Below are 20,921 nucleotides of genomic sequence, written 5' to 3'. Positions count from 1 at the left end.
CCGAGGCTGTCGGAGTGACCCTTGTCACCCCGACGAGTGAGCAGGCATCGTCAGCGGGTCGGCAGTACCGGCCCGGACCACGGGCCGTGGGATGAATACGGTGTTGCCCCCGAAATCCGTCGCGTAACGAGAACGCAACCGCGGAATCCCTTGTAGAGGCAACCCCCGGGTGTCAGGATCGCCGGACCCCCGAGGCTCCCTGGCCGACTCACCGGGCACCCTGGAGGAACCTGATGGACCTGACCGATTTCAGTGCGGGCGCGCAGTACGTCGCGGGCCGGCTGACCGAGGGCACCGGGACGGAGCCCTTCCAGGTCGTCAACCCCGCCGACGGCAGCGTGGTCGAGCACGTCACGCTCGCCTCGACCGGCGACGTGGACACCGCGGTGGCGGCGGCGAAGGCCGCACTGCCCGCCTGGGCCTCGGCCACCCCCGGTGCCCGCTCGGAGGCACTGCTCAGGCTGGCGGCCGTGCTGGCCGCGAACGCCGAGGACTTCGCCCGGGTCGAGACCGCGCAGACCGGCAAGCCGATCAAGCTCTCCACCGAGTTCGACGTGCCCGGCACGGTCGACAACACCTCCTTCTTCGCGGGGGCCGCCCGCAACCTGGAGGGCAAGGCCGCGGGGGAGTACTCCGGTGACCACACCTCGTACGTCCGCCGCGAGGCGATCGGCGTGGTCGGCTCGATCTCGCCCTGGAACTACCCGCTCCAGATGGCCGCCTGGAAGATCCTCCCGGCGATCGCGGCGGGCAACACCATCGTGCTCAAGCCGGCCGAGCTGACCCCGCTCACCTCGCTGATGTTCGCCCGGGCCTGCACCGAGGCGGGCATCCCGGACGGCGTGGTCAACGTGGTGACCGGCGCCGGTCGCGGCGCGGGCGAGCACCTGGTCTCGCACCCGGACGTCGCGATGGTCTCCTTCACCGGCTCCACCCCGGTCGGCCGGCGGGTCGCCGAGCTCGCCACCGCGAGCGTCAAGCGCACCCACCTCGAACTCGGCGGCAAGGCCCCGTTCGTGGTCTTCGACGACGCCGACCTGGACGCCGCCGTGCACGGCGCGGTGGCCGCCTCGCTGATCAACGGCGGCCAGGACTGCACCGCCGCCACCCGCGCCTACGTGCAGCGCCCGCTGTACGACGCGTTCGTGGCGGGGGTCGCCGAGCTGTACGGCCAGGTCCGGATCGGCCACCCGCTGAACCCCGCCACCGACCTCGGCCCGCTGGTCTCGTACACCCACCGGGACCGGGTGGCCGGCTTCGTCGAGCGGGCCCGCTCGTACGCCACCGTGGTGACCGGTGGTCAGGCCACCGGCCTGGGCCACGACGGCACCGAGCTCGCTCCCGGCGCGTACCACCTCCCGACCCTGATCACCGGAGCCCCGCAGGACAGCGAGGTGGTGCAGGGCGAGATCTTCGGCCCGGTGCTGGTCGTGCTGCCCTTCGACTCCGACGAGGAGGGACTGCGGCTGGCCAACGACACCCCCTACGGGCTGGCCGCCTCCGCCTGGACCAGCAACGTCCACCGCTCGCTGCGCGCCACCCGGGAGATCCAGGCCGGCTGCGTCTGGGTCAACGACCACATCCCGATCATCAGCGAGATGCCGCACGGCGGCTACAAGGCCTCCGGCTACGGCAAGGACATGTCCCAGTACTCGCTGGACGAGTACACCCAGCTCAAGCACGTCATGTTCGACACCACCGCGGTCGCCAGGAAGGACTGGCACCGCACGGTCTTCGGAGACAGATAACCCCCGTCTGCTCCGCCACCTTCCTGCCCCGAAGGGTGTCCCCAGCATGGAGTTCAACGAGATCGCCGACGGTATGCCGGCTCCGGTCCGCAAGGCGTGGGCACGCAGCCTGACCAACGGCCGGGCCGCGATGACGCGGCGGATGCTGTTGCAGGCCACCGCCCTGATGGCGGGTACCGGCACTCTCGCGGCCTGCGGCATACCCGCGGCCAAGTCGGGTTCAACCGAGAGCGCGCCGGCCGCAGGCCCGGACAGCTCGGACACCGACAAGACGCTCAACTTCTCCAACTGGCCGCTCTACATCGACGTGGACCCCAAGGACGAGACCAAGCGCCCCACGCTCGACGCCTTCACCGCCGCCACCGGCGTCAAGGTCAAGTACACCGAGGACGTCAACGACAACGTCGAGTTCTTCGGCAAGGTCAAGCCGCAGCTGGCGGCCGGTCAGGACACCGGCCGCGACCTGGTGGTGCTGACCGACTGGATGGCCGGCCGGCTGATCCGGCTCGGCTGGGCGCAGAGGCTCAACCCGGCCAACCTGACCAACGCGCTGACCAACCTGGAGGCCCGCTTCCGGGCCCCCGACTGGGACCCGGGGCGCCAGTACTCCTACCCCTGGACCAGCATCCAGACCGTGATCGCCTACAACAAGAAGGCCACCAAGGGTAAGGCGGTCACCAGCGTCTCCCAGCTGTTGGACGACCCGGCGCTCAAGGGGCGGGTCACCTTCCTCTCCGAGATGCGCGACACCGTCGGCATGGTGCTGCTCTCGATGGGCAAGGAGCCCGGGAAGTTCACCACGGACGACTTCGACGCCGCGATCGCCCGGGTGCAGAAGGCCGTGGACAGCAAGCAGATCCGCAAGTTCACCGGGAACGACTACGGCCAGGAGCTCTCCTCCGGCGACATCGCGGCCTGCATCGCCTGGGGCGGTGACCTGATCCAGCTGAGGGCCGACAACCCCGACATCGAGTTCGTCATCCCGGCCGAGGGCTACCTCTCCTCCACCGACAACCTGCTGGTCCCGGCCAAGGCGCAGCACAAGAAGAACGCCGAACTGCTGATCAACTTCTACTACCAGCACGAGATCGCGGCGCAGCTCACCGCGGGCATCAGCTACGTCTCCCCGGTGGCGGGCATGCAGCCCGAGCTGGCGAAGATCGCGCCCGACGTGGCGGAGAACCCGCTGGTGGTCCCGACCCCGGAGATGACGGCCAAGACCCACCTGTTCCGCAGCCTGACGGAGGCCGAGGAGACCGACTTCGAGGCGAAGTTCTCCAAGTTGATCGGCGCCTGACCCCCACCACTCGGCCCTTCCCGACAGAGAGACACCATGACTGAGCAGCTGCGCGAGGCGGCGACGGCCGGTGGCGACGTGCGCCTCACCGGTATCGGCAAGACCTACGGCGCCTTCACCGCCGTCCACCCGCTCGACCTGACCGTGCCGCAGGGCTCCTTCTTCGCCCTGCTCGGTGCTTCCGGCTGTGGCAAGACCACCACGCTGCGGATGATCGCCGGCCTGGAGGAGCCCACCAGCGGCACCGTCCTGATTGGGGGTCAGGACGTCACCGCGCTCCCGCCGTACAAGCGGCCGGTGAACACCGTCTTCCAGAGCTACGCCCTCTTCCCGCACCTGGACATCTTCGAGAACGTCGCCTTCGGCCTGCGCCGACGGGGCAAGAAGGAGGTCAGGAAGCAGGTCGAGGAGATGCTCGAACTGGTCGAGCTCGGCCCGTACGCCCGGCGGAAGCCGCACCAGCTCTCCGGCGGCCAGCAGCAGCGGGTCGCGGTCGCCCGCGCGCTGATCAACCACCCGCAGGTGCTTCTGCTGGACGAGCCGCTCGGCGCCCTCGACCTCAAGCTGCGGCGGCAGATGCAGCTGGAGCTCAAGCGGATCCAGACCGAGGTCGGCATCACCTTCGTGCACGTCACCCACGACCAGGAGGAGGCCATGACGATGGCCGACACCATCGCGGTGATGAACGGCGGCCGGGTCGAGCAGCTCGGCGCCCCCGCCGACCTGTACGAGAACCCGGGCTCCACCTTCGTGGCCAACTTCCTCGGCCAGTCCAACCTGATCCCGGCCGAGGTCACCGGCAGCGCCGACGGCTCGCTGCTGCTCAGCGCCGGCGGCACCCGGCTGGCCGTGCCCCGCGCGCGCTGCGCCACCGAGGCCAGCAACGTCTACCTGGGCGTCCGCCCGGAGAAGATCACCATCGCGGGCGCGGACAGCGAGGTGGCCGAGGGGCGCAACCGGCTCACCGGCACCGTGGTCGACTCCAGCTTCATCGGCGTCTCCACCCAGTACGTGGTGCGCGCCGACACCGGCCAGGAGCTCGCGGTCTTCGAGCAGAACATGGACCGCACGACTCGGCTCACCCCCGGCGCCCCGGTCGTCCTGCACTGGAACCCGGCGCACTCCTTCGGCCTCGACGCCGCGCAGGCGATCGACGCCGGCACCGGGGAGGCCGCCGCGTGACCGCGACCGTCGAGGCTGCACCGGCGCAGGTGACACCTCTTCAGGAACGGCCGCCGCGCCGCAGGCTGACGCCCTACTGGCTGCTGCTGCCCGGCCTCGCCTGGCTGGTGGTCTTCTTCGTGGTGCCGATGGTCTACCAGGCCTCCACCTCGTTGCAGACCGGCTCGCTGGAGCAGGGCTTCCGACTGACCTGGCACTTCTCGACGTACTGGGACGCGCTGAGCGAGTACAAGTGGCACTTCGTCCGCTCGTTCGGCTTCGCCGCGGTCGCCACCCTGCTCTGCCTGGCGATCGGCTACCCGCTGGCGTACACGATCGCCTTCAAGGCGAGCAAGCGGTGGCGGAACGTCATCCTGATCCTGGTGATCGCGCCGTTCTTCACCAGTTTCCTGATCCGCACGCTGGCCTGGAAGACCATCCTGTCGGACGGTGGCCCGGTGGTCTCCGCACTCAACGCGCTGCACCTGCTGAGCGTCACCGACTGGCTCGGGCTGACCACCGGTCAGCGGCTGCTGGCCACCCCGCTCGCGGTGATCTGCGGGCTGACGTACAACTTCCTGCCGTTCATGATCCTGCCGCTGTACACCTCGCTGGAGCGGATCGACCCCCGGCTGCACGAGGCCGCCGGTGACCTGTACGCGCGGCCGTTCACCGTCTTCCGCAAGGTCACCTTCCCGATCTCGCTGCCGGGGGTGGTGGCGGGAACGCTGCTCACCTTCATCCCGGCCTCGGGCGACTACATCAACGCCCAACTGCTCGGCTCGCCGAGCGAGCAGATGATCGGCAACGCGATCCAGAAGCAGTTCCTGAACGTGCTCGACTACCCGACGGCCGCCGCGCTGAGCTTCATTCTGATGGCCCTGATCCTGGGCATGGTGACGGTCTACATGCGTAAGGCCGGGACGGAGGAACTGGTCTGATGAGCCGGACTGTGAAGTGGGTCCGGGCCCATCTGGTGGTGCTGGCGGGCGTCCTCGCCCTGGCCTACCTGGTGCTGCCCAACCTGGTGGTACTGGCGTTCTCGTTCAACAAGCCCAGCGGCAAGTTCAACTACGAGTGGAACCAGTTCTCCACCGACGCCTGGACCAACCCCTGCGGCGTCGCCGACATGTGCGGCTCGCTCTCGCTCAGCCTGCAGATCGCCGTACTGGCCACCGTCGGTGCCACCGTGCTCGGCACCATGGTCGCCTTCGCGCTGGCGCGCTACCGGTTCCGGGGGCGCGGCGGTGCCACCGGTCTGATCTTCCTGCCGATGGCGATGCCCGAGGTGGTGATGGCCGCCTCGCTCGGCACGCTCTTCCTCAACATGCGGATCCCGTTCGGGTTCACCACGATCCTGATCGCCCACATCATGTTCTGCCTGAGTTTCGTGGTGACGGCGGTCAAGGCCCGCGTGATGAGCATGGACCCGCGGCTGGAGCAGGCCGCCCAGGACCTCTACGCGACGCCCGTGCAGACGTTCCTGAAGGTGACGCTGCCCCTCGCCGCCCCCGGTATCGCGGCCGGCGCGCTGCTCAGCTTCGCGCTCTCCTTCGACGACTTCATCATCACCCAGTTCAACTCGGGACCGACCACGGTCACCTTCCCGATGTTCGTCTGGGGCGCCTCCCAGCGCGGCATCCCGGTGCAGGTCAACGTGATCGGCACGGCGATGTTCCTCGCCGCGGTGGTGCTGACGGTGGTCGGCCAGTGGGTCGGCAACCGTCGGAAGGCCAGCGCCTGACAATCTGTCCGAACTACCTGATACGCCGTCAATTAGCAGAAAGTAGCTGATAGGCATGGACTCCGCCCGTGCGCTCAGTGATGCCCGACCGACCCCCTTCTGGCTGGAGGACCCGGGCCGCCCGGACGCCCTCCCGGCCCTGGTGGGGGACACCAGGTGCGACCTGCTGGTGGTCGGCGGCGGCTACTCCGGACTCTGGACGGCCCTGATCGCCAAAGAGCGCGACCCCTCGCTGGACGTCGTCCTGATCGAGGGGAACGAGATCGGCTGGGCGGCGTCCGGGCGCAACGGCGGCTTCTGCGCCGCGAGCCTCACCCACGGCTTCGGCAACGGCCTCCAGCGCTGGCCCGGCGAACTGGCCGAGCTGGAGCGCCAGGGCCAGGCGAACCTGAACGCGATCGAGACCGCGATCAAGCAGTACGGCATCGACTGCGAGTGGGAGCGCACCGGCGAGATCGACGTCGCCACCCAGCCGCACCAGCTGGCCGAGCTGCGCGAGATGGCCGAGGCGGTCGCCGAGTACGGCGGCGAACTCACCTTCCTGGACGCCGACCAGCTCCGCGAGCAGATCGACTCGCCCACCTTCCTGGGCGGCGTCTGGGACAGGGACGGGGTGGCCATGCTGCACCCCGCCAAGCTCGCCTGGGGCCTCCGGGACGCCTGCCTCGCCCAGGGCGTCCGGATCTTCGAACGGACCAAGGGCCTCGCGCTCGCCGAGCACGGCAGCGGCATGGCCGTCCGCACGCCGTACGGCCGGGTCTTCGCCCGCCGGGTCGCGCTCGGCACCAACGTCTTCCCTTCGCTGGTCAAGCGGGTCAGGCCGTACATCGTCCCCGTGTACGACTACGCCCTGATGACCGAGCCGCTCACCGAGCAGCAGCTCGCCTCGATCGGCTGGACCGGGCGGCAGGGGCTGAGCGACACCGCCAACAAGTTCCACTACTTCCGGCTCTCCGCCGACAACCGCATCCTGTGGGGCGGCTACGACACCGTCTACCACTTCGGCAGCAAGGTGCAGGCCGAGCACGACCAGCGCCCGGAGACCTTCAGCACCCTGGCGCGGCAGTTCTTCCAGACCTTCCCGCAGTTGGACGGCGTCCGCTTCACCAACGCCTGGGGCGGGGCGATCGACACCTGCACCCGGTTCTCGGCGTTCTTCGACACGGCCTACCGGGGCCGGGTCGCCTATGCGGCCGGCTTCACCGGCCTCGGCGTGGGCGCCACCCGATACGGCGCCGAGGTGATGCTCGACCTGCTGGCGGGCGAGCTGACGGAGCGTACGGCGCTGGAGATGGTGCGCAGCAAGCCGCTGCCGTTCCCGCCCGAGCCGGTGCGCTGGGCCGGGATCGAGATGACCAAGTGGTCGCTGGACCGCGCCGACCGGCGCGGCGGCCACCGCAACCTGTGGCTGCGCACGCTGGACCGGATGGGACTGGGCTTCGACAGCTGACGAGGTACCGGCAGGGGCGGGGCGTTCCGTTTCGACGGGGCGCCCCGCCTTCTGCCGTATGTGTGTAGGCGTATGTGTGTAAGAGACCGGTGCTCCGCTCCTCTCCCTCGTGACAGGTATCCGATGAGGAGGACGACCGATGGAGAGCACCCCTGGCGGCCGGGCGGTCGACTGGCTGGCCGCCGCCGCGCCCGATCCGCACGCCTGCCGCGGGGAGTGGGAGGGCAGCGGGCGGGGCGCCATGCTGCTCCCGGCCGGGCGGCTCTGGGACGTGTTGCTGGTCCCTGGCGGGTTGGGGCACCCGGCCTTCGAGCTGCTCTCCCGGCCGGACCTGGGCCCCGGGCGGGACCTGGCCGCTGGACGGGACCTGGTCGCCGAGCGTGACCGGCTTTCCCGGCGGCCCGGGGGCGGGCCGGTGTACGCGGACTTCGCGGACGGGCAGCTCGGCTTCCTGGTGCCGGTGGGCACCGCGGCGCGGTGGATCGGCACCGGAGTGCGGAGCGCGGGGAGCGGTACCTGGGTGGCGCTGCCGCACCCGGCCGGGGCCGGGCGGGGGCTGCGTTGGCTGGCCCCACCGGACGGTTCGGGGCGGCTGACCGACCCGGCGGTGCTGGAGCTGGCCCTGCACGAGGTGGCGGCCCGGCTGCGGTGAGGGGTCCGGGGCGGGAAGCAGAAACGTCCCTGCCGGAGGTGAGGCGGTGACGACCTGTAAGGCTGAATCTCCAATCCCCGTCAGCCTGTTCGTTGAGCCTGGGCGCGACCGTGAGCAGACTGGAGAACGAGCGCGGTAGCCCGTGATCCCGCCGCCCGGCCGATGCCGGCGGCGCCGTACAGGGACCGTCGGCCGAGGCGCCGAACGGACTTCGGAGGCAGACGACCTTGAGCAAGCACATCACCCACTGGATCGACGGCGCCGCCGTCGCCACCGCCGGCTCGGCCCCGCGTCGCGGCGACATCTTCGACCCGGCCACCGGTCAGGTCACCGGGCAGGTGGACTTCGCCTCGATCGCCGAGGTCGACCAGGCCGTGGCCGCGGCCGCCTCCGCCTTCGGCGAGTGGCGGCACGCCTCGATCGCCAAGCGCACCCAGGTGCTCTTCGCCTTCCGCGAGCTGTTCAACGCCCGCAAGGACGAGCTGGCCTCGATCATCGTCTCCGAGCACGGCAAGGTGCACTCCGACGCCCTCGGCGAGCTGGCCCGCGGCCAGGAGGTGATCGAGTACGCCTGCGGCATCCCGCAGTTGGTGAAGGGCGGCTTCACCGAGCAGGCCTCCACCGGCATCGACGTCTACTCGATCCGCCAGGCGCTCGGCCCGGTCGCGATCATCTCGCCGTTCAACTTCCCGGCCATGGTGCCGATGTGGTTCTTCCCGATCGCCATCGCGGCCGGAAACACCGTCGTCCTCAAGCCCTCCGAGAAGGACCCCTCGGCCGCCAACTTCATGGCCGAGCTCTGGAAGGAGGCCGGGCTGCCGGACGGCGTCTTCAACGTCGTTCACGGTGACAAGGTCGCGGTCGACCGCCTGCTGGAGCACCCGGACATCAAGGCCGTCAGCTTCGTCGGCTCCACCCCGATCGCCCGCTACGTCTACGAGACCGGCACCCGGTACGGCAAGCGCGTCCAGGCCCTCGGCGGCGCCAAGAACCACATGCTGGTGCTCCCCGACGCCGACCTCGACCTGAGCGCCGACGCCGCCATCAACGCCGGCTTCGGCGCGGCCGGCGAGCGGTGCATGGCGGTCTCCGTCCTGGTCGCGGTGGACCCGATCGGTGACGAGCTGGTCGACAAGATCAAGCAGCGGATGGCCACCCTCAAGGTCGGCCCCGGCTGCAACGGCGAGAGCGAGATGGGCCCGCTGGTCACCGGCCAGCACCGCGACAAGGTCACCTCGTACGTCGAGTCCGGCCTCGCCGACGGCGCCGAGCTCGCGGTGGACGGCCGAAAGCACGCGATCGCGGGAGAGGACACCGCCGGCACCCCTACGGCCGACGGCTTCTGGCTCGGCCCGACCCTGTTCGACCACGTCAAGCCCGGCATGTCGGTCTACAACGACGAGATCTTCGGCCCGGTGCTGTCGGTCGTGCGGGTCGCCTCCTACCAGGAGGGCGTGGAGCTGATCAACAGCAACCCGTACGGCAACGGCACCGCCATCTTCACCAACGACGGCGGCGCCGCCCGGCGCTTCCAGCACGAGGTGGAGGTCGGCATGGTCGGCATCAACGTGCCGATCCCGGTCCCGGTCGCCTACTACTCCTTCGGCGGCTGGAAGGCTTCGCTGTTCGGCGACACCCATGCCTACGGCCCGGACGGCGTCCAGTTCTTCACCCGCGGCAAGGCCGTCACCTCGCGTTGGCTGGACCCCTCGCACGGCGGGATCAACCTGGGCTTCCCGACCAACTCCTGAGCTTCGAACGTCATGACGGCGGTCCGCACCGGTATCGGTGTGGGCCGCCGTTGTCATGTGTGGGAGCCAATGGGGTGGGTTGTGTGGGTTGGGCTGCGGGTGGTCAGGGTGGGTGATTTGCGGCAGGACCCAGACGGGGGTAGTGTTCTCTAGTCGCTCGGCAGGGAGCACCGGACACGCATCGGCGCGGACGGTCCCGGGGTGGCCAATCCTCTGGACACATCTTCTGGTCGAACTGGTTCGCGCTTTTTTGCGGGCCGGGTCTATTTGCCGTGTGCGTTTATATGGATTGCGGTTGGATTCGCTTTCAGGAGCGGGGATCGGCTAGAGTTTGAAACGTCGGACGGGCCGTCAGGTTCCGGAGGACGAGGGCGAGTTGGGTGAGTGAGACTCCGGGAAAACGGAGCGGAAAACATCTGATAAGCTCGAAACACGAAAGAACGAACGAAGCGCCCGGAGGGTCCGCCTGATAAGCGGCTCGAAGGAAGTGTACGTTCCTTGAGAACTCAACAGCGTGCCAAAAGTCAACGCCAGATATGTTGACATCCCCGGCCTCACTTTGTGGGGTTGGAGATTCCTTTATGAAGTAAAACACTAGCGAGGACGCAGTGCGCGGGGCCGCCTATTCCGGTGGTTGCCGTGCCGCTCAACGCGAGTGGCTCGCGAGATTACTCGCAGACATTCACGGAGAGTTTGATCCTGGCTCAGGACGAACGCTGGCGGCGTGCTTAACACATGCAAGTCGAACGATGAAGCTCTTCGGAGTGGATTAGTGGCGAACGGGTGAGTAACACGTGGGAAATCTGCCCTGCACTCTGGGACAAGCCTTGGAAACGAGGTCTAATACCGGATATGACCTTCCTCTGCATGGGGGTTGGTGGAAAGCTCCGGCGGTGCAGGATGATCCCGCGGCCTATCAGCTTGTTGGTGGGGTAATGGCCTACCAAGGCGACGACGGGTAGCCGGCCTGAGAGGGCGACCGGCCACACTGGGACTGAGACACGGCCCAGACTCCTACGGGAGGCAGCAGTGGGGAATATTGCACAATGGGCGAAAGCCTGATGCAGCGACGCCGCGTGAGGGATGACGGCCTTCGGGTTGTAAACCTCTTTCAGCAGGGAAGAAGCGCAAGTGACGGTACCTGCAGAAGAAGCACCGGCTAACTACGTGCCAGCAGCCGCGGTAATACGTAGGGTGCGAGCGTTGTCCGGAATTATTGGGCGTAAAGAGCTCGTAGGCGGCTTGTCGCGTCGGTTGTGAAAGCCCGGGGCTTAACCCCGGGTCTGCATTCGATACGGGCAGGCTTGAGTGTGGTAGGGGAGATCGGAATTCCTGGTGTAGCGGTGAAATGCGCAGATATCAGGAGGAACACCGGTGGCGAAGGCGGATCTCTGGGCCATTACTGACGCTGAGGAGCGAAAGCGTGGGGAGCGAACAGGATTAGATACCCTGGTAGTCCACGCCGTAAACGTTGGGAACTAGGTGTTGGCGACATTCCACGTCGTCGGTGCCGCAGCTAACGCATTAAGTTCCCCGCCTGGGGAGTACGGCCGCAAGGCTAAAACTCAAAGGAATTGACGGGGGCCCGCACAAGCAGCGGAGCATGTGGCTTAATTCGACGCAACGCGAAGAACCTTACCAAGGCTTGACATATACCGGAAACGGCTAGAGATAGTCGCCCCCTTGTGGTCGGTATACAGGTGGTGCATGGTTGTCGTCAGCTCGTGTCGTGAGATGTTGGGTTAAGTCCCGCAACGAGCGCAACCCTTGTTCTGTGTTGCCAGCATGCCTTTCGGGGTGATGGGGACTCACAGGAGACTGCCGGGGTCAACTCGGAGGAAGGTGGGGACGACGTCAAATCATCATGCCCCTTATGTCTTGGGCTGCACACGTGCTACAATGGTCGGTACAAAGGGCTGCGATGCCGCGAGGCGGAGCGAATCCCAAAAAGCCGGCCTCAGTTCGGATTGGGGTCTGCAACTCGACCCCATGAAGTTGGAGTTGCTAGTAATCGCAGATCAGCATGCTGCGGTGAATACGTTCCCGGGCCTTGTACACACCGCCCGTCACGTCACGAAAGTCGGTAACACCCGAAGCCGGTGGCCTAACCCGTAAGGGGAGGAGCCGTCGAAGGTGGGACCAGCGATTGGGACGAAGTCGTAACAAGGTAGCCGTACCGGAAGGTGCGGCTGGATCACCTCCTTTCTAAGGAGCACATAGCCAGACCGAGACGAATGCTCTCGGTTGGTTGCTCATGGGTGGAACGTTGACTATTCGGCACACACGGTCTGTTGGCCTCACAAGTACTGCTTCGGCGTGGAAAGTGGGTCGGTGAGGGCGGGTGTGTCGGGCACGTTGTTGGGTCCTGAGGGAACGGCCGTGAGGCTGTTGCTTCAGTGCCGGTCCTACTTGAGGACATCCTGTCAGGGGTGCCGAGGGTGGGTGTCTGGTCGTTGTTTGAGAACTGCACAGTGGACGCGAGCATCTGTGGCCAAGTTTTTAAGGGCGCACGGTGGATGCCTTGGCACTAGGAACCGATGAAGGACGTGGGAGGCCACGATAGTCCCCGGGGAGCCGTCAACCAGGCTTTGATCCGGGGGTTTCCGAATGGGGAAACCCGGCAGTCGTCATGGGCTGTCACCCGCACCTGAACACATAGGGTGTGTGGAGGGAACGAGGGGAAGTGAAACATCTCAGTACCCTCAGGAAGAGAAAACAACCGTGATTCCGGGAGTAGTGGCGAGCGAAACCGGATGAGGCTAAACCGTTTTGGTGTGAGACCCGGCAGGGGTTGCCAGAGCGGGGTCGTGGGAAAGTTCTTGATTGGTCTGCCGGCCGGTCGGTGAGTCAGAAACCGTATGGATAGTCGAAGGACATGCGAAAGGTCCGGCGTAGAGGGTAAGACCCCCGTAGACGAAATCTGTGCGGCTCACTTGAGCTTCTCCCAAGTAGCACGGAGCCCGAGAAATTCCGTGTGAATCTGGCGGGACCACCCGCTAAGCCTAAATATTCCCTAGTGACCGATAGCGGATAGTACCGTGAGGGAATGGTGAAAAGTACCGCGGGAGCGGAGTGAAATAGTACCTGAAACCGTGTGCCTACAAGCCGTGGGAGCGTCGGACATGCAGCTTGCTGTGTGTCTCGTGACTGCGTGCCTTTTGAAGAATGAGCCTGCGAGTTTGCGGTGTGTAGCGAGGTTAACCCGTGTGGGGTAGCCGTAGCGAAAGCGAGTCCGAATAGGGCGGTACAGTTGCATGCCCAAGACCCGAAGCGGAGTGATCTAGCCATGGGCAGGTTGAAGCGGAGGTAAGACTTCGTGGAGGACCGAACCCACCAGGGTTGAAAACCTGGGGGATGACCTGTGGTTAGGGGTGAAAGGCCAATCAAACTCCGTGATAGCTGGTTCTCCCCGAAATGCATTTAGGTGCAGCGTCACGTGTTTCTTGCCGGAGGTAGAGCACTGGATAGGCGATGGGCCTCACCGGGTTACTGACCTTAGCCAAACTCCGAATGCCGGTAAGTGAGAGCGTGGCAGTGAGACTGTGGGGGATAAGCTCCATGGTCGAGAGGGAAACAGCCCAGAACACCGACTAAGGTCCCTAAGCGTGTGCTAAGTGGGAAAGGATGTGGAGTCGCAGAGACAACCAGGAGGTTGGCTTAGAAGCAGCCACCCTTGAAAGAGTGCGTAATAGCTCACTGGTCAAGTGATTCCGCGCCGACAATGTAGCGGGGCTCAAGTACACCACCGAAGTCGTGTCATTGCAGCAATACCCCCAACGGGGGCTGTGATGGGTAGGGGAGCGTCGTGTGCCGGGTGAAGCAGCGGAGGAATCCAGTTGTGGACGGTTCACGAGTGAGAATGCAGGCATGAGTAGCGATACAAGAGTGGGAAACTCTTGCGCCGATTGACCAAGGGTTCCTGGGTCAAGCTGATCTGCCCAGGGTAAGTCGGGACCTAAGGCGAGGCCGACAGGCGTAGTCGATGGACAACGGGTTGATATTCCCGTACCCGCTTTGAAGCGCCAACGTCGAACCTCTGAATGCTAAGCCCGTGAAGCCGGCCCGGAGTCTTCGGACAAAGGGACGTGGTGGAGCCGGTGACCCAACAGGGTAGTAGGTGAGCGATGGGGTGACGCAGGAAGGTAGTCCAGCCCGGGCGGTGGTTGTCCCGGGGTAAGGGTGTAGGCCGAGTGATAGGCAAATCCGTCACTCATTAAGGCTGAGACCTGATGCCGAGCCGATTGTGGTGAAGTGGATGATCCTATGCTGTCGAGAAAAGCCTCTAGCGAGTTTCATGGCGGCCCGTACCCCAAACCGACTCAGGTGGTCAGGTAGAGAATACCGAGGCGTTCGGGTGAACTATGGTTAAGGAACTCGGCAAAATGCCCCCGTAACTTCGGGAGAAGGGGGGCCGGAACTGGTGATGAGTCTTGCACTCTGAGCTGGGGCCGGCCGCAGAGACCAGCGAGAAGCGACTGTTTACTAAAAACACAGGTCCGTGCGAAGCCGTAAGGCGATGTATACGGACTGACGCCTGCCCGGTGCTGGAACGTTAAGGGGACCGGTTAGTCAATCTTCGGGTTGGCGAAGCTGAGAACTTAAGCGCCAGTAAACGGCGGTGGTAACTATAACCATCCTAAGGTAGCGAAATTCCTTGTCGGGTAAGTTCCGACCTGCACGAATGGCGTAACGACTTCTCGACTGTCTCAACCATAGGCCCGGTGAAATTGCATTACGAGTAAAGATGCTCGTTTCGCGCAGCAGGACGGAAAGACCCCGGGACCTTTACTATAGCTTGATATTGGTGTTCGGTTCGGCTTGTGTAGGATAGGTGGGAGACTTTGAAGCGGCAACGCCAGTTGTCGTGGAGTCGTCGTTGAAATACCACTCTGGTCGTGCTGGATGTCTAACCTGGGTCCGTGATCCGGATCAGGGACAGTGTCTGGTGGGTAGTTTAACTGGGGCGGTTGCCTCCTAAAGAGTAACGGAGGCGCCCAAAGGTTCCCTCAGCCTGGTTGGCAATCAGGTGTTGAGTGTAAGTGCACAAGGGAGCTTGACTGTGAGACCGACGGGTCGAGCAGGGACGAAAGTCGGGACTAGTGATCCGGCGGTGGCTTGTGGAAGCGCCGTCGCTCAACGGATAAAAGGTACCCCGGGGATAACAGGCTGATCTTCCCCAAGAGTCCATATCGACGGGATGGTTTGGCACCTCGATGTCGGCTCGTCGCATCCTGGGGCTGGAGTAGGTCCCAAGGGTTGGGCTGTTCGCCCATTAAAGCGGTACGCGAGCTGGGTTTAGAACGTCGTGAGACAGTTCGGTCCCTATCCGCTGTGCGCGTAGGAATATTGAGAAGGGCTGTCCCTAGTACGAGAGGACCGGGACGGACGAACCTCTGGTGTGCCAGTTGTTCTGCCAAGGGCATGGCTGGTTGGCTACGTTCGGGAGGGATAACCGCTGAAAGCATCTAAGCGGGAAGCCTGCTTCGAGATGAATATTCCCACCTCCTTGAGAGGGTAAGGCTCCCAGTAGACGACTGGGTTGATAGGCCGGATGTGGAAGCCCTGTAAGGGGTGGAGCTGACCGGTACTAATAGGCCGAGGGCTTGTCCTCAGTTGCTCGCGTCCACTGTGTTGTTCTGAAACAACGACCCCCTGCCATGGTCACGGTGGGGTGCGGTTGACAGTTTCATAGTGTTTCGGTGGTCATAGCGTGAGGGAAACGCCCGGTTACATTCCGAACCCGGAAGCTAAGCCTCATAGCGCCGATGGTACTGCAGGGGGGACCCTGTGGGAGAGTAGGACGCCGCCGAACAATCATTCACAGAAAGCCCCGCCGGGTCTCCCGGCGGGGCTTTCTGCATTTCCGGACCAGATCCGATCAGCGACCTGCCAGGGAGAGAACACCCGCCCGGGGGTGGTGGTAGGTCCACCCCGAAGTAGGGAGAAGCGGCCAGTGCCAGCACGCGGCACCTCGGGCAACACTGGTGCCTGTCAGTCGAGCCAGCAGTCTCAGCCCCACAGGAGTCCACGGTGACAACCGTCAGCCCCCCGAAGAGCTCCGCCTCGTTGACCGAGCCGGTCAGGGCGTTGTTCAGGTCGGGGTTCCGGTCACTCGGCTGGGCCGTCGCGGTCCTCATCAGCTCCGTGCCAGGCGTGGTGATGCCGTTCCTCGCAGCGCTGCTGGCCGGCGGGGTGGCGGTAACCGTGCTGGACGACGGTGAGGTGGGGCTCTTCGTCGCGGTTGTTCTGGCCGGTGTGACGGGCCTGACGCTGGCAGCCCCGGCGGTGCGGCTCAACGCCGAGTGGACGCGGTCCCAGGTGGAGCGCTGGTGCCAGGTGCGGATGGCGGTGTCATACAGCACCCGGCCCGGGCTGGAGGTGGATTCGCGCGGGTACTGGTGGACGGGTTACTCGTACCACCGGAGCCGCAGCGTCGCTCGGTTCACCCAGGTGTTGCACTGGTCGCTGCGGGATCGAACCACGCGTGCCGAGATGGTCTGGCTGGTGGTGAATCCGGTGGCCGTGCTGGCACTGGTCGTTCCGGTGCTCGGGTTGTTGATCGGTGGCGCGCTCTTCGGGTTCACCGCTCTGTTCGACAGCCGGACTTACGGGGGGATCGATCCCGGGGCCGGAGGCGGTTCGCTGCTGATCTCCTTCATGCTCAGCGCGGCGATGATGCTGGCGGCGCTGGCGGTCCTGCCGTACGCACTGAACCTCCACGCCGATCTGGCGCGGCGGGTGCTCGACCCCCAGGGCAGGGCGTCGAACATCCAACTGACCCGGCGGGTGGCCGAGCTGACGGTGACCCGGGCGGAGGCGGTTGGCGACCAGGCGGCCGAGCTGCGGCGGATCGAGCGGGATCTGCACGACGGGGCACAGGCCCGGCTGGTGGCGATCGGGATGACCCTCGGCACGATCGAGCACCTGTTGGACAGCGATCCCGTGGCGGCACGTGTACTGCTCGCCGACGCTCGGCAGTCCTCGGCGAAGGCGCTCCAGGAGCTGCGTGACCTGGTGCGGGGTATCCACCCGCCGGTGCTGGCGGAGCGCGGTCTCGGCGACGCCGTGCGAGCTCTGGCGATGGACAGCGCGCAGGAGACCGAGGTGACGGTCAGCCTGCCCGCCCGCCTGGAGGCCCCGGTGGAGGCGGCGGTCTACTTCTCGATCAGCGAGTTGATGGCCAACGCCGCGAAGCACTCGGGGGCCCGGCATGTATGGGTGGACATCCTGTACCGCGCCGAGTGGCTCCGGGTCACCGTGACGGATGACGGGCGAGGCGGTGTCGCACCGGAGCGGGGGAGCGGACTGCGCGGGATCGAGCGGAGGTTGGGTACCTTCGACGGTGTTCTCTCGCTCAGCGGTCCGCAGGGCGGTCCGACCACCATCACCATGGAGTTGCCGTGCGCGTTGTCCTCGCCGAGGACCTCTACCTCCTACGAGAAGGGCTGATCCGCCTTCTCGAGGCACACGGGTTCACCATCGCCGCAGCGGTGGAGACCGGGCCCGAACTGCTGGCCGCGTTGCTGGAGCACCGGCCGGACGTCGCGGTGGTCGATGTCCGGCTGCCGCCGACGCTCACGGACGAGGGTCTCCAGGCGGCGTTGGCGGCCCGCCGGGAGATTCCGGGTCTGCCGGTGCTCGTCCTCTCGCAGCACGTGCAGCAGCTGTACGCCCGGGAGTTGCTCGCGGACGGTACGGGCGGGGTCGGCTACCTGCTCAAGGACCGGGTGTTCAACGCGGACCAGTTCATCGACGCGGTCCGCCGGGTGGCGGCCGGCGGTACGGCGATGGACCCGGACGTGATCGCCAAGCTGCTGGCCAGTCGGTCACGTTCACAGCCACTGCAGTGTCTGTCGCCACGGGAGCGGGCGGTGCTGGAGCTGATGGCGGAGGGCTGCTCGAACTCGGCGATCGCCGCCCGACTGGTCGTCAGTGATGGTGCGGTGGCCAAACACATTGCCAATATCTTCACGAAGTTGGAGCTGCCCCCGGCAGAGGACGCCAATCGACGCGTCCAGGCGGTGTTGGCGCACCTCAACGGCACCCCGGCGGACGTTTCGTAGCCGGGGGGCTTCGGCGGTGGAACGCCCGTGCGAGTAGTATCCGGTGGGCCGTGACGGTCGCTGGTGCGGTGGTTCCGCTCCTCGGCAAGGGTCGATCCGGCAGCAACGGTCGCGTACGGCAGCCGCCGACTCCCAGCCCCAGGGGTTGATCATCTAATGGCACGTCCAACTCTCACCCGCGCCCACCGGATCCTGCTCGGAGTGGTGGCCGCCGGAGCCTGCCTGATCTCGGGCATCGGGTTCGCCGGGTCCTACAACGCGGTGCGTGAGCTGGCGCTGGAGAAGGGCTTCGGGTCCTTCTCGTACGCCTTCCCGATCGGCGTGGACGCGGGCATCGTGGTGCTGCTCTCGCTGGACCTGGTGCTGACCTGGCTGCGAATACCGTTCCCGCTGCTGCGGCAGACGGCCTGGTTGCTGACGGCCGCCACTATCGCGTTCAACGCTGCGGCGTCCTGGGGCGACGCGCTCGGCATGGCGATGCACGCGGTTATCCCGGTGCTGTTCGTCGTGGTGGTGGAGGCGTCGCGGCACGCGGTGGGCCGGATCGCGGCGATCACCGCCGACCGGCACATGGAGTCGGTCCGGCTGATGCGCTGGCTGCTCTCGCCGGTGCCGACGTTCCGGCTCTGGCGGCGGATGAAGCTCTGGGAGCTGCGGTCGTACGACGAGACGGTCCGGCTGGAGCAGAACCGGCTGGTGTACCGGGCGCAGCTGCGGTTCCGGTACGGGCGCGGCTGGCGGCGGTCCGCGCCGTTCCAGGCGCTGCTGCCGTTGAAGCTCGCCAAGTACGGCGTGCCGCTCGATCCGACCATCCTGGACCGGATCGACGGGCCGCTGGAGGCTGTCCCGGTCGGGCAGTTGGAGCCCGCTCCGCTCGCGGCCCAGGCGGCGGGGGCACCGGTCGACGGCCGCGCCGCCGGACCGGCCGAGCCGCGCGCACAGGTCACCAGCCCTGCCCACGAGCAGGCGCAAGCGCAGCAGCCGGCGCAAACAACAGCGCAGGCCCAGCAGCCGACGCAGGCGCAAGCGCAGCCGCCGGTCGCTGTCGCGGCCGCCCTGGCCGGGCCGACCCTGGCCAAGTTGGCGGCCCTACGGCTGCGGGACGCGCAGGAGCAGGGTGCTGCGGAGGAGCGGTCGGCGCCGAGTCAGTCCGAGCTGAACGTCTGGACGGCGCGCGCGGTGCGGTCGCATGCCCAGCCGACCGAGCCGGTGCACACGGCGCGGGTGCCCGGGCAGCCGTCGCCGTGGTTCAAGGCGCCCCGGCCGCCTCGCCCGGAGGACGAGCCGGTCGAGCAGCCGGCGCGCCGTCAGCGCCCGGTCCGGCTGGAGCAGTTGGCGCCGTCGGCTGTCGCGGAGCCGCTGACCTTCGACGATGTGGCGGAGGCGGAAGCGGAGCTGCAGACGGCCGCGGACCCGGCGGTGGCCGGTTCGGTGGAGGCTGATCGTCGGCCGGCGGCGGAGCCGCTCGATCCCGAGCTCTGCTACGAGGCGCTGACCGCGTACATGGACCGGTTCGAGCACCAGCCGGATCCCCAGCGGCTCGCGGAGTTCCTGACCCGGGAGTACGGCGTGGTCGGCAGCCGTCCGGATGGTTCGGTGAGCCCGAAGGACGTCGAGCGGCTCTGGTCCCACCTGGAGGAACGTTACATCGCGGCGGGCCGGGACTGAGGTTCGCCGGAGGATCGGCCATTGACGGCCCGAGTACGACGCCGTTACCTTCGCATCAACAATCTGTTGAAGGCGTGGAGGATTCGGCATGTCGCAGGCCAAGCTGGACGGTAGCAAGTCCGAGGGCGGCGCCTCGTTCTCCGAGGCCGCCCGCGCCGCCGTGGAGGCGCTGCTCGCCCCGGTCGACGCCGAGCTGACCAGGCGCTACCCCGGCGACGACGGCAGCCGCCAGCCGGTGCACACCGTCTACGTACCGGCCGACGCCTTCGAGGCCGACACCGTACGCAGCTGGGGCGCCCAGGCGCTGGCAGCCTTCGACGCTCACGCCGCCACCCCCGCCCAGCTCGCGCAGGCGCTCGGTGTGGCCGACGACGAGTTGCTGGCCGACGTGCACGCCCGGGTCCGCGCCAAGCTGGAGCGCGAGCCGGTCGAGGACCTGCGGATCGACTTCGAGGACGGCTACGGCCCGCGCCCCGACGCCGAGGAGGACGCGGCCGCGATCCGCTCCGCCCGGCTGGTCGCGGCTGCCGTGGCGGACGGTACCGCGCCGCCGTACATCGGCATCCGGATCAAGTGCATGGAGGCGGCGGTCCGCGACCGCGGCATCCGCACGCTGGAGCTGTTCCTGTCCACCCTGCTGGCCGAAGGCGGCCTGCCCGAGGGCCTGGTGCTCACGCTGCCGAAGGTGACCTACGCCGAGCAGGTCACCGCGCTGGTCCGGCTGCTGGCAGACTTCGAGCAGCGGGCCGGCCTGCCGATCGGGCGGATCGGGTTCGAGATCCAGATCGAGACCACGCAGGCGATCCTCGGCGCTGACGGCCGGGCCACCGTCGCCCGGATGATCGAGGCCGCCGAGGGCCGGGCCACCGGCCTGCACTACGGAACCTTCGACTACAGCGCCTCCTGCGGGGTCAGCGCCGCCTACCAGAGCATGGACCACCCGGTCGCGGACCACGCGAAGGCGGTCATGCAGGTGGCGGCGGCCGGTACGGGTGTGCGGCTGTCGGACGGTTCGACCAACGTCATCCCGACCGGGCCGACCGAGCAGGTGCACGCGGCCTGGAAGCTCCACCACGACCTGGTCCGCCGGTCGCTCGCCCGCGCCTACTACCAGGGCTGGGACATGCACCCCGCGCACCTGCCGACCCGCTACGTCGCGGTCTACTCCTTCTACCGCGAGGGCCTGGCGGCCGCCTCGGCCAGGCTGGCCGCGTACGTCGCCAAGGCCGGCGGTGACGTGATGGACGAACCGGCCACCGCCCGCGCGCTGAGCGGCTACCTGCTGCGCGGTCTGGACTGCGGCGCTGTCGATCCGGCCGAGGTCACCGCCCTGACCGGCCTGGACCGCAAGCAGCTGGACGCGCTCGCAGGTCGCTGACGGCAGGGT

12 protein-coding genes and 3 rRNA genes are annotated in these 20,921 nt (G+C 66.9%); all 15 read left to right on the top strand.

What is annotated here, in order from left to right; all coding sequences use genetic code 11:
- Window positions 1-233: 233 nt before the first annotated feature.
- Window positions 234-1,748: a gamma-aminobutyraldehyde dehydrogenase gene (locus tag ACKUU6_RS10910; protein WP_407988298.1), complete on the top strand. Its 1,515-nt coding sequence runs from the start codon at window positions 234-236 to the stop codon at window positions 1,746-1,748.
- 46 nt (window positions 1,749-1,794) lie between these two features.
- Window positions 1,795-3,045: a polyamine ABC transporter substrate-binding protein gene (locus tag ACKUU6_RS10905; RefSeq protein ID WP_407988297.1), complete on the top strand. Its 1,251-nt coding sequence runs from the start codon at window positions 1,795-1,797 to the stop codon at window positions 3,043-3,045.
- A gap of 36 nt (window positions 3,046-3,081) precedes the next feature.
- Window positions 3,082-4,227 (top strand): ABC transporter ATP-binding protein, encoded by a 1,146-nt coding sequence (locus ACKUU6_RS10900; protein ID WP_407988296.1) that lies wholly within the window; start codon window positions 3,082-3,084, stop codon window positions 4,225-4,227.
- A complete protein-coding gene (locus ACKUU6_RS10895; protein ID WP_407988295.1) occupies window positions 4,224-5,147 on the top strand; it encodes an ABC transporter permease in 924 nt (307 codons plus the stop codon). Before ACKUU6_RS10900 ends, ACKUU6_RS10895 begins: the two co-directional genes overlap by 4 nt.
- Window positions 5,147-5,950: an ABC transporter permease gene (locus ACKUU6_RS10890; RefSeq protein ID WP_407988294.1), complete on the top strand. Its 804-nt coding sequence runs from the start codon at window positions 5,147-5,149 to the stop codon at window positions 5,948-5,950. Before ACKUU6_RS10895 ends, ACKUU6_RS10890 begins: the two co-directional genes overlap by 1 nt.
- Before the next feature lie 55 nt (window positions 5,951-6,005).
- Window positions 6,006-7,400: an NAD(P)/FAD-dependent oxidoreductase gene (locus ACKUU6_RS10885; RefSeq protein ID WP_407988293.1), complete on the top strand. Its 1,395-nt coding sequence runs from the start codon at window positions 6,006-6,008 to the stop codon at window positions 7,398-7,400.
- A gap of 139 nt (window positions 7,401-7,539) precedes the next feature.
- Window positions 7,540-8,052 carry a hypothetical protein gene (locus ACKUU6_RS10880; protein WP_407988292.1) on the top strand — a complete coding sequence of 171 codons (513 nt, stop codon included), beginning with the start codon at window positions 7,540-7,542 and terminating at the stop codon, window positions 8,050-8,052.
- A 227-nt stretch (window positions 8,053-8,279) separates the two neighbouring features.
- Window positions 8,280-9,803, top strand: coding sequence for a CoA-acylating methylmalonate-semialdehyde dehydrogenase (locus ACKUU6_RS10875; RefSeq protein WP_407988291.1), 1,524 nt, complete (start codon window positions 8,280-8,282; stop codon window positions 9,801-9,803).
- 681 nt (window positions 9,804-10,484) lie between these two features.
- A 16S ribosomal RNA gene (locus ACKUU6_RS10870) occupies window positions 10,485-12,008 on the top strand.
- A gap of 284 nt (window positions 12,009-12,292) precedes the next feature.
- A 23S ribosomal RNA gene (locus ACKUU6_RS10865) occupies window positions 12,293-15,414 on the top strand.
- 84 nt (window positions 15,415-15,498) lie between these two features.
- Window positions 15,499-15,615 (top strand): 5S ribosomal RNA (rrf, locus tag ACKUU6_RS10860).
- The 16S, 23S and 5S rRNA genes sit together here, the layout of an rRNA operon.
- 218 nt (window positions 15,616-15,833) lie before the next feature.
- Window positions 15,834-17,252, top strand: coding sequence for a sensor histidine kinase (locus tag ACKUU6_RS10855; protein ID WP_407988290.1), 1,419 nt, complete (start codon window positions 15,834-15,836; stop codon window positions 17,250-17,252).
- Entirely contained in the window at window positions 17,204-17,866 is a 663-nt protein-coding gene (locus tag ACKUU6_RS10850) for a LuxR C-terminal-related transcriptional regulator (protein ID WP_407988289.1), read from the top strand. Before ACKUU6_RS10855 ends, ACKUU6_RS10850 begins: the two co-directional genes overlap by 49 nt.
- A 156-nt stretch (window positions 17,867-18,022) precedes the next feature.
- Window positions 18,023-19,534 (top strand): DUF2637 domain-containing protein, encoded by a 1,512-nt coding sequence (locus ACKUU6_RS10845; RefSeq protein ID WP_407988288.1) that lies wholly within the window; start codon window positions 18,023-18,025, stop codon window positions 19,532-19,534.
- Window positions 19,535-19,622: 88 nt separating this feature from the next.
- Window positions 19,623-20,912, top strand: coding sequence for a DUF6986 family protein (locus tag ACKUU6_RS10840; RefSeq protein ID WP_407988287.1), 1,290 nt, complete (start codon window positions 19,623-19,625; stop codon window positions 20,910-20,912).
- The last annotated feature ends 9 nt before the right edge of the window (window positions 20,913-20,921 follow it).

This window comes from Kitasatospora sp. CMC57 (assembly GCF_045866025.2).
Lineage (GTDB): Bacteria > Actinomycetota > Actinomycetes > Streptomycetales > Streptomycetaceae > Kitasatospora.
This window is presented reverse-complemented; position numbering and strand designations above follow the sequence as displayed.

Excerpts from the sequence above, each read along its gene's own strand:
- ACKUU6_RS10910 (WP_407988298.1), top strand. The coding sequence starts at position 234 with ATGGACCTGACCGATTTCAGTGCGGGCGCGCAGTACGTCGCGGGCCGG.
- ACKUU6_RS10905 (WP_407988297.1), top strand. The coding sequence starts at position 1,795 with ATGGAGTTCAACGAGATCGCCGACGGTATGCCGGCTCCGGTCCGCAAG.
- ACKUU6_RS10900 (WP_407988296.1), top strand. The coding sequence starts at position 3,082 with ATGACTGAGCAGCTGCGCGAGGCGGCGACGGCCGGTGGCGACGTGCGC.
- ACKUU6_RS10890 (WP_407988294.1), top strand. The coding sequence starts at position 5,147 with ATGAGCCGGACTGTGAAGTGGGTCCGGGCCCATCTGGTGGTGCTGGCG.
- ACKUU6_RS10885 (WP_407988293.1), top strand. The coding sequence starts at position 6,006 with ATGGACTCCGCCCGTGCGCTCAGTGATGCCCGACCGACCCCCTTCTGG.
- ACKUU6_RS10880 (WP_407988292.1), top strand. The coding sequence starts at position 7,540 with ATGGAGAGCACCCCTGGCGGCCGGGCGGTCGACTGGCTGGCCGCCGCC.
- ACKUU6_RS10845 (WP_407988288.1), top strand. The coding sequence starts at position 18,023 with ATGGCACGTCCAACTCTCACCCGCGCCCACCGGATCCTGCTCGGAGTG.
- ACKUU6_RS10840 (WP_407988287.1), top strand. The coding sequence starts at position 19,623 with ATGTCGCAGGCCAAGCTGGACGGTAGCAAGTCCGAGGGCGGCGCCTCG.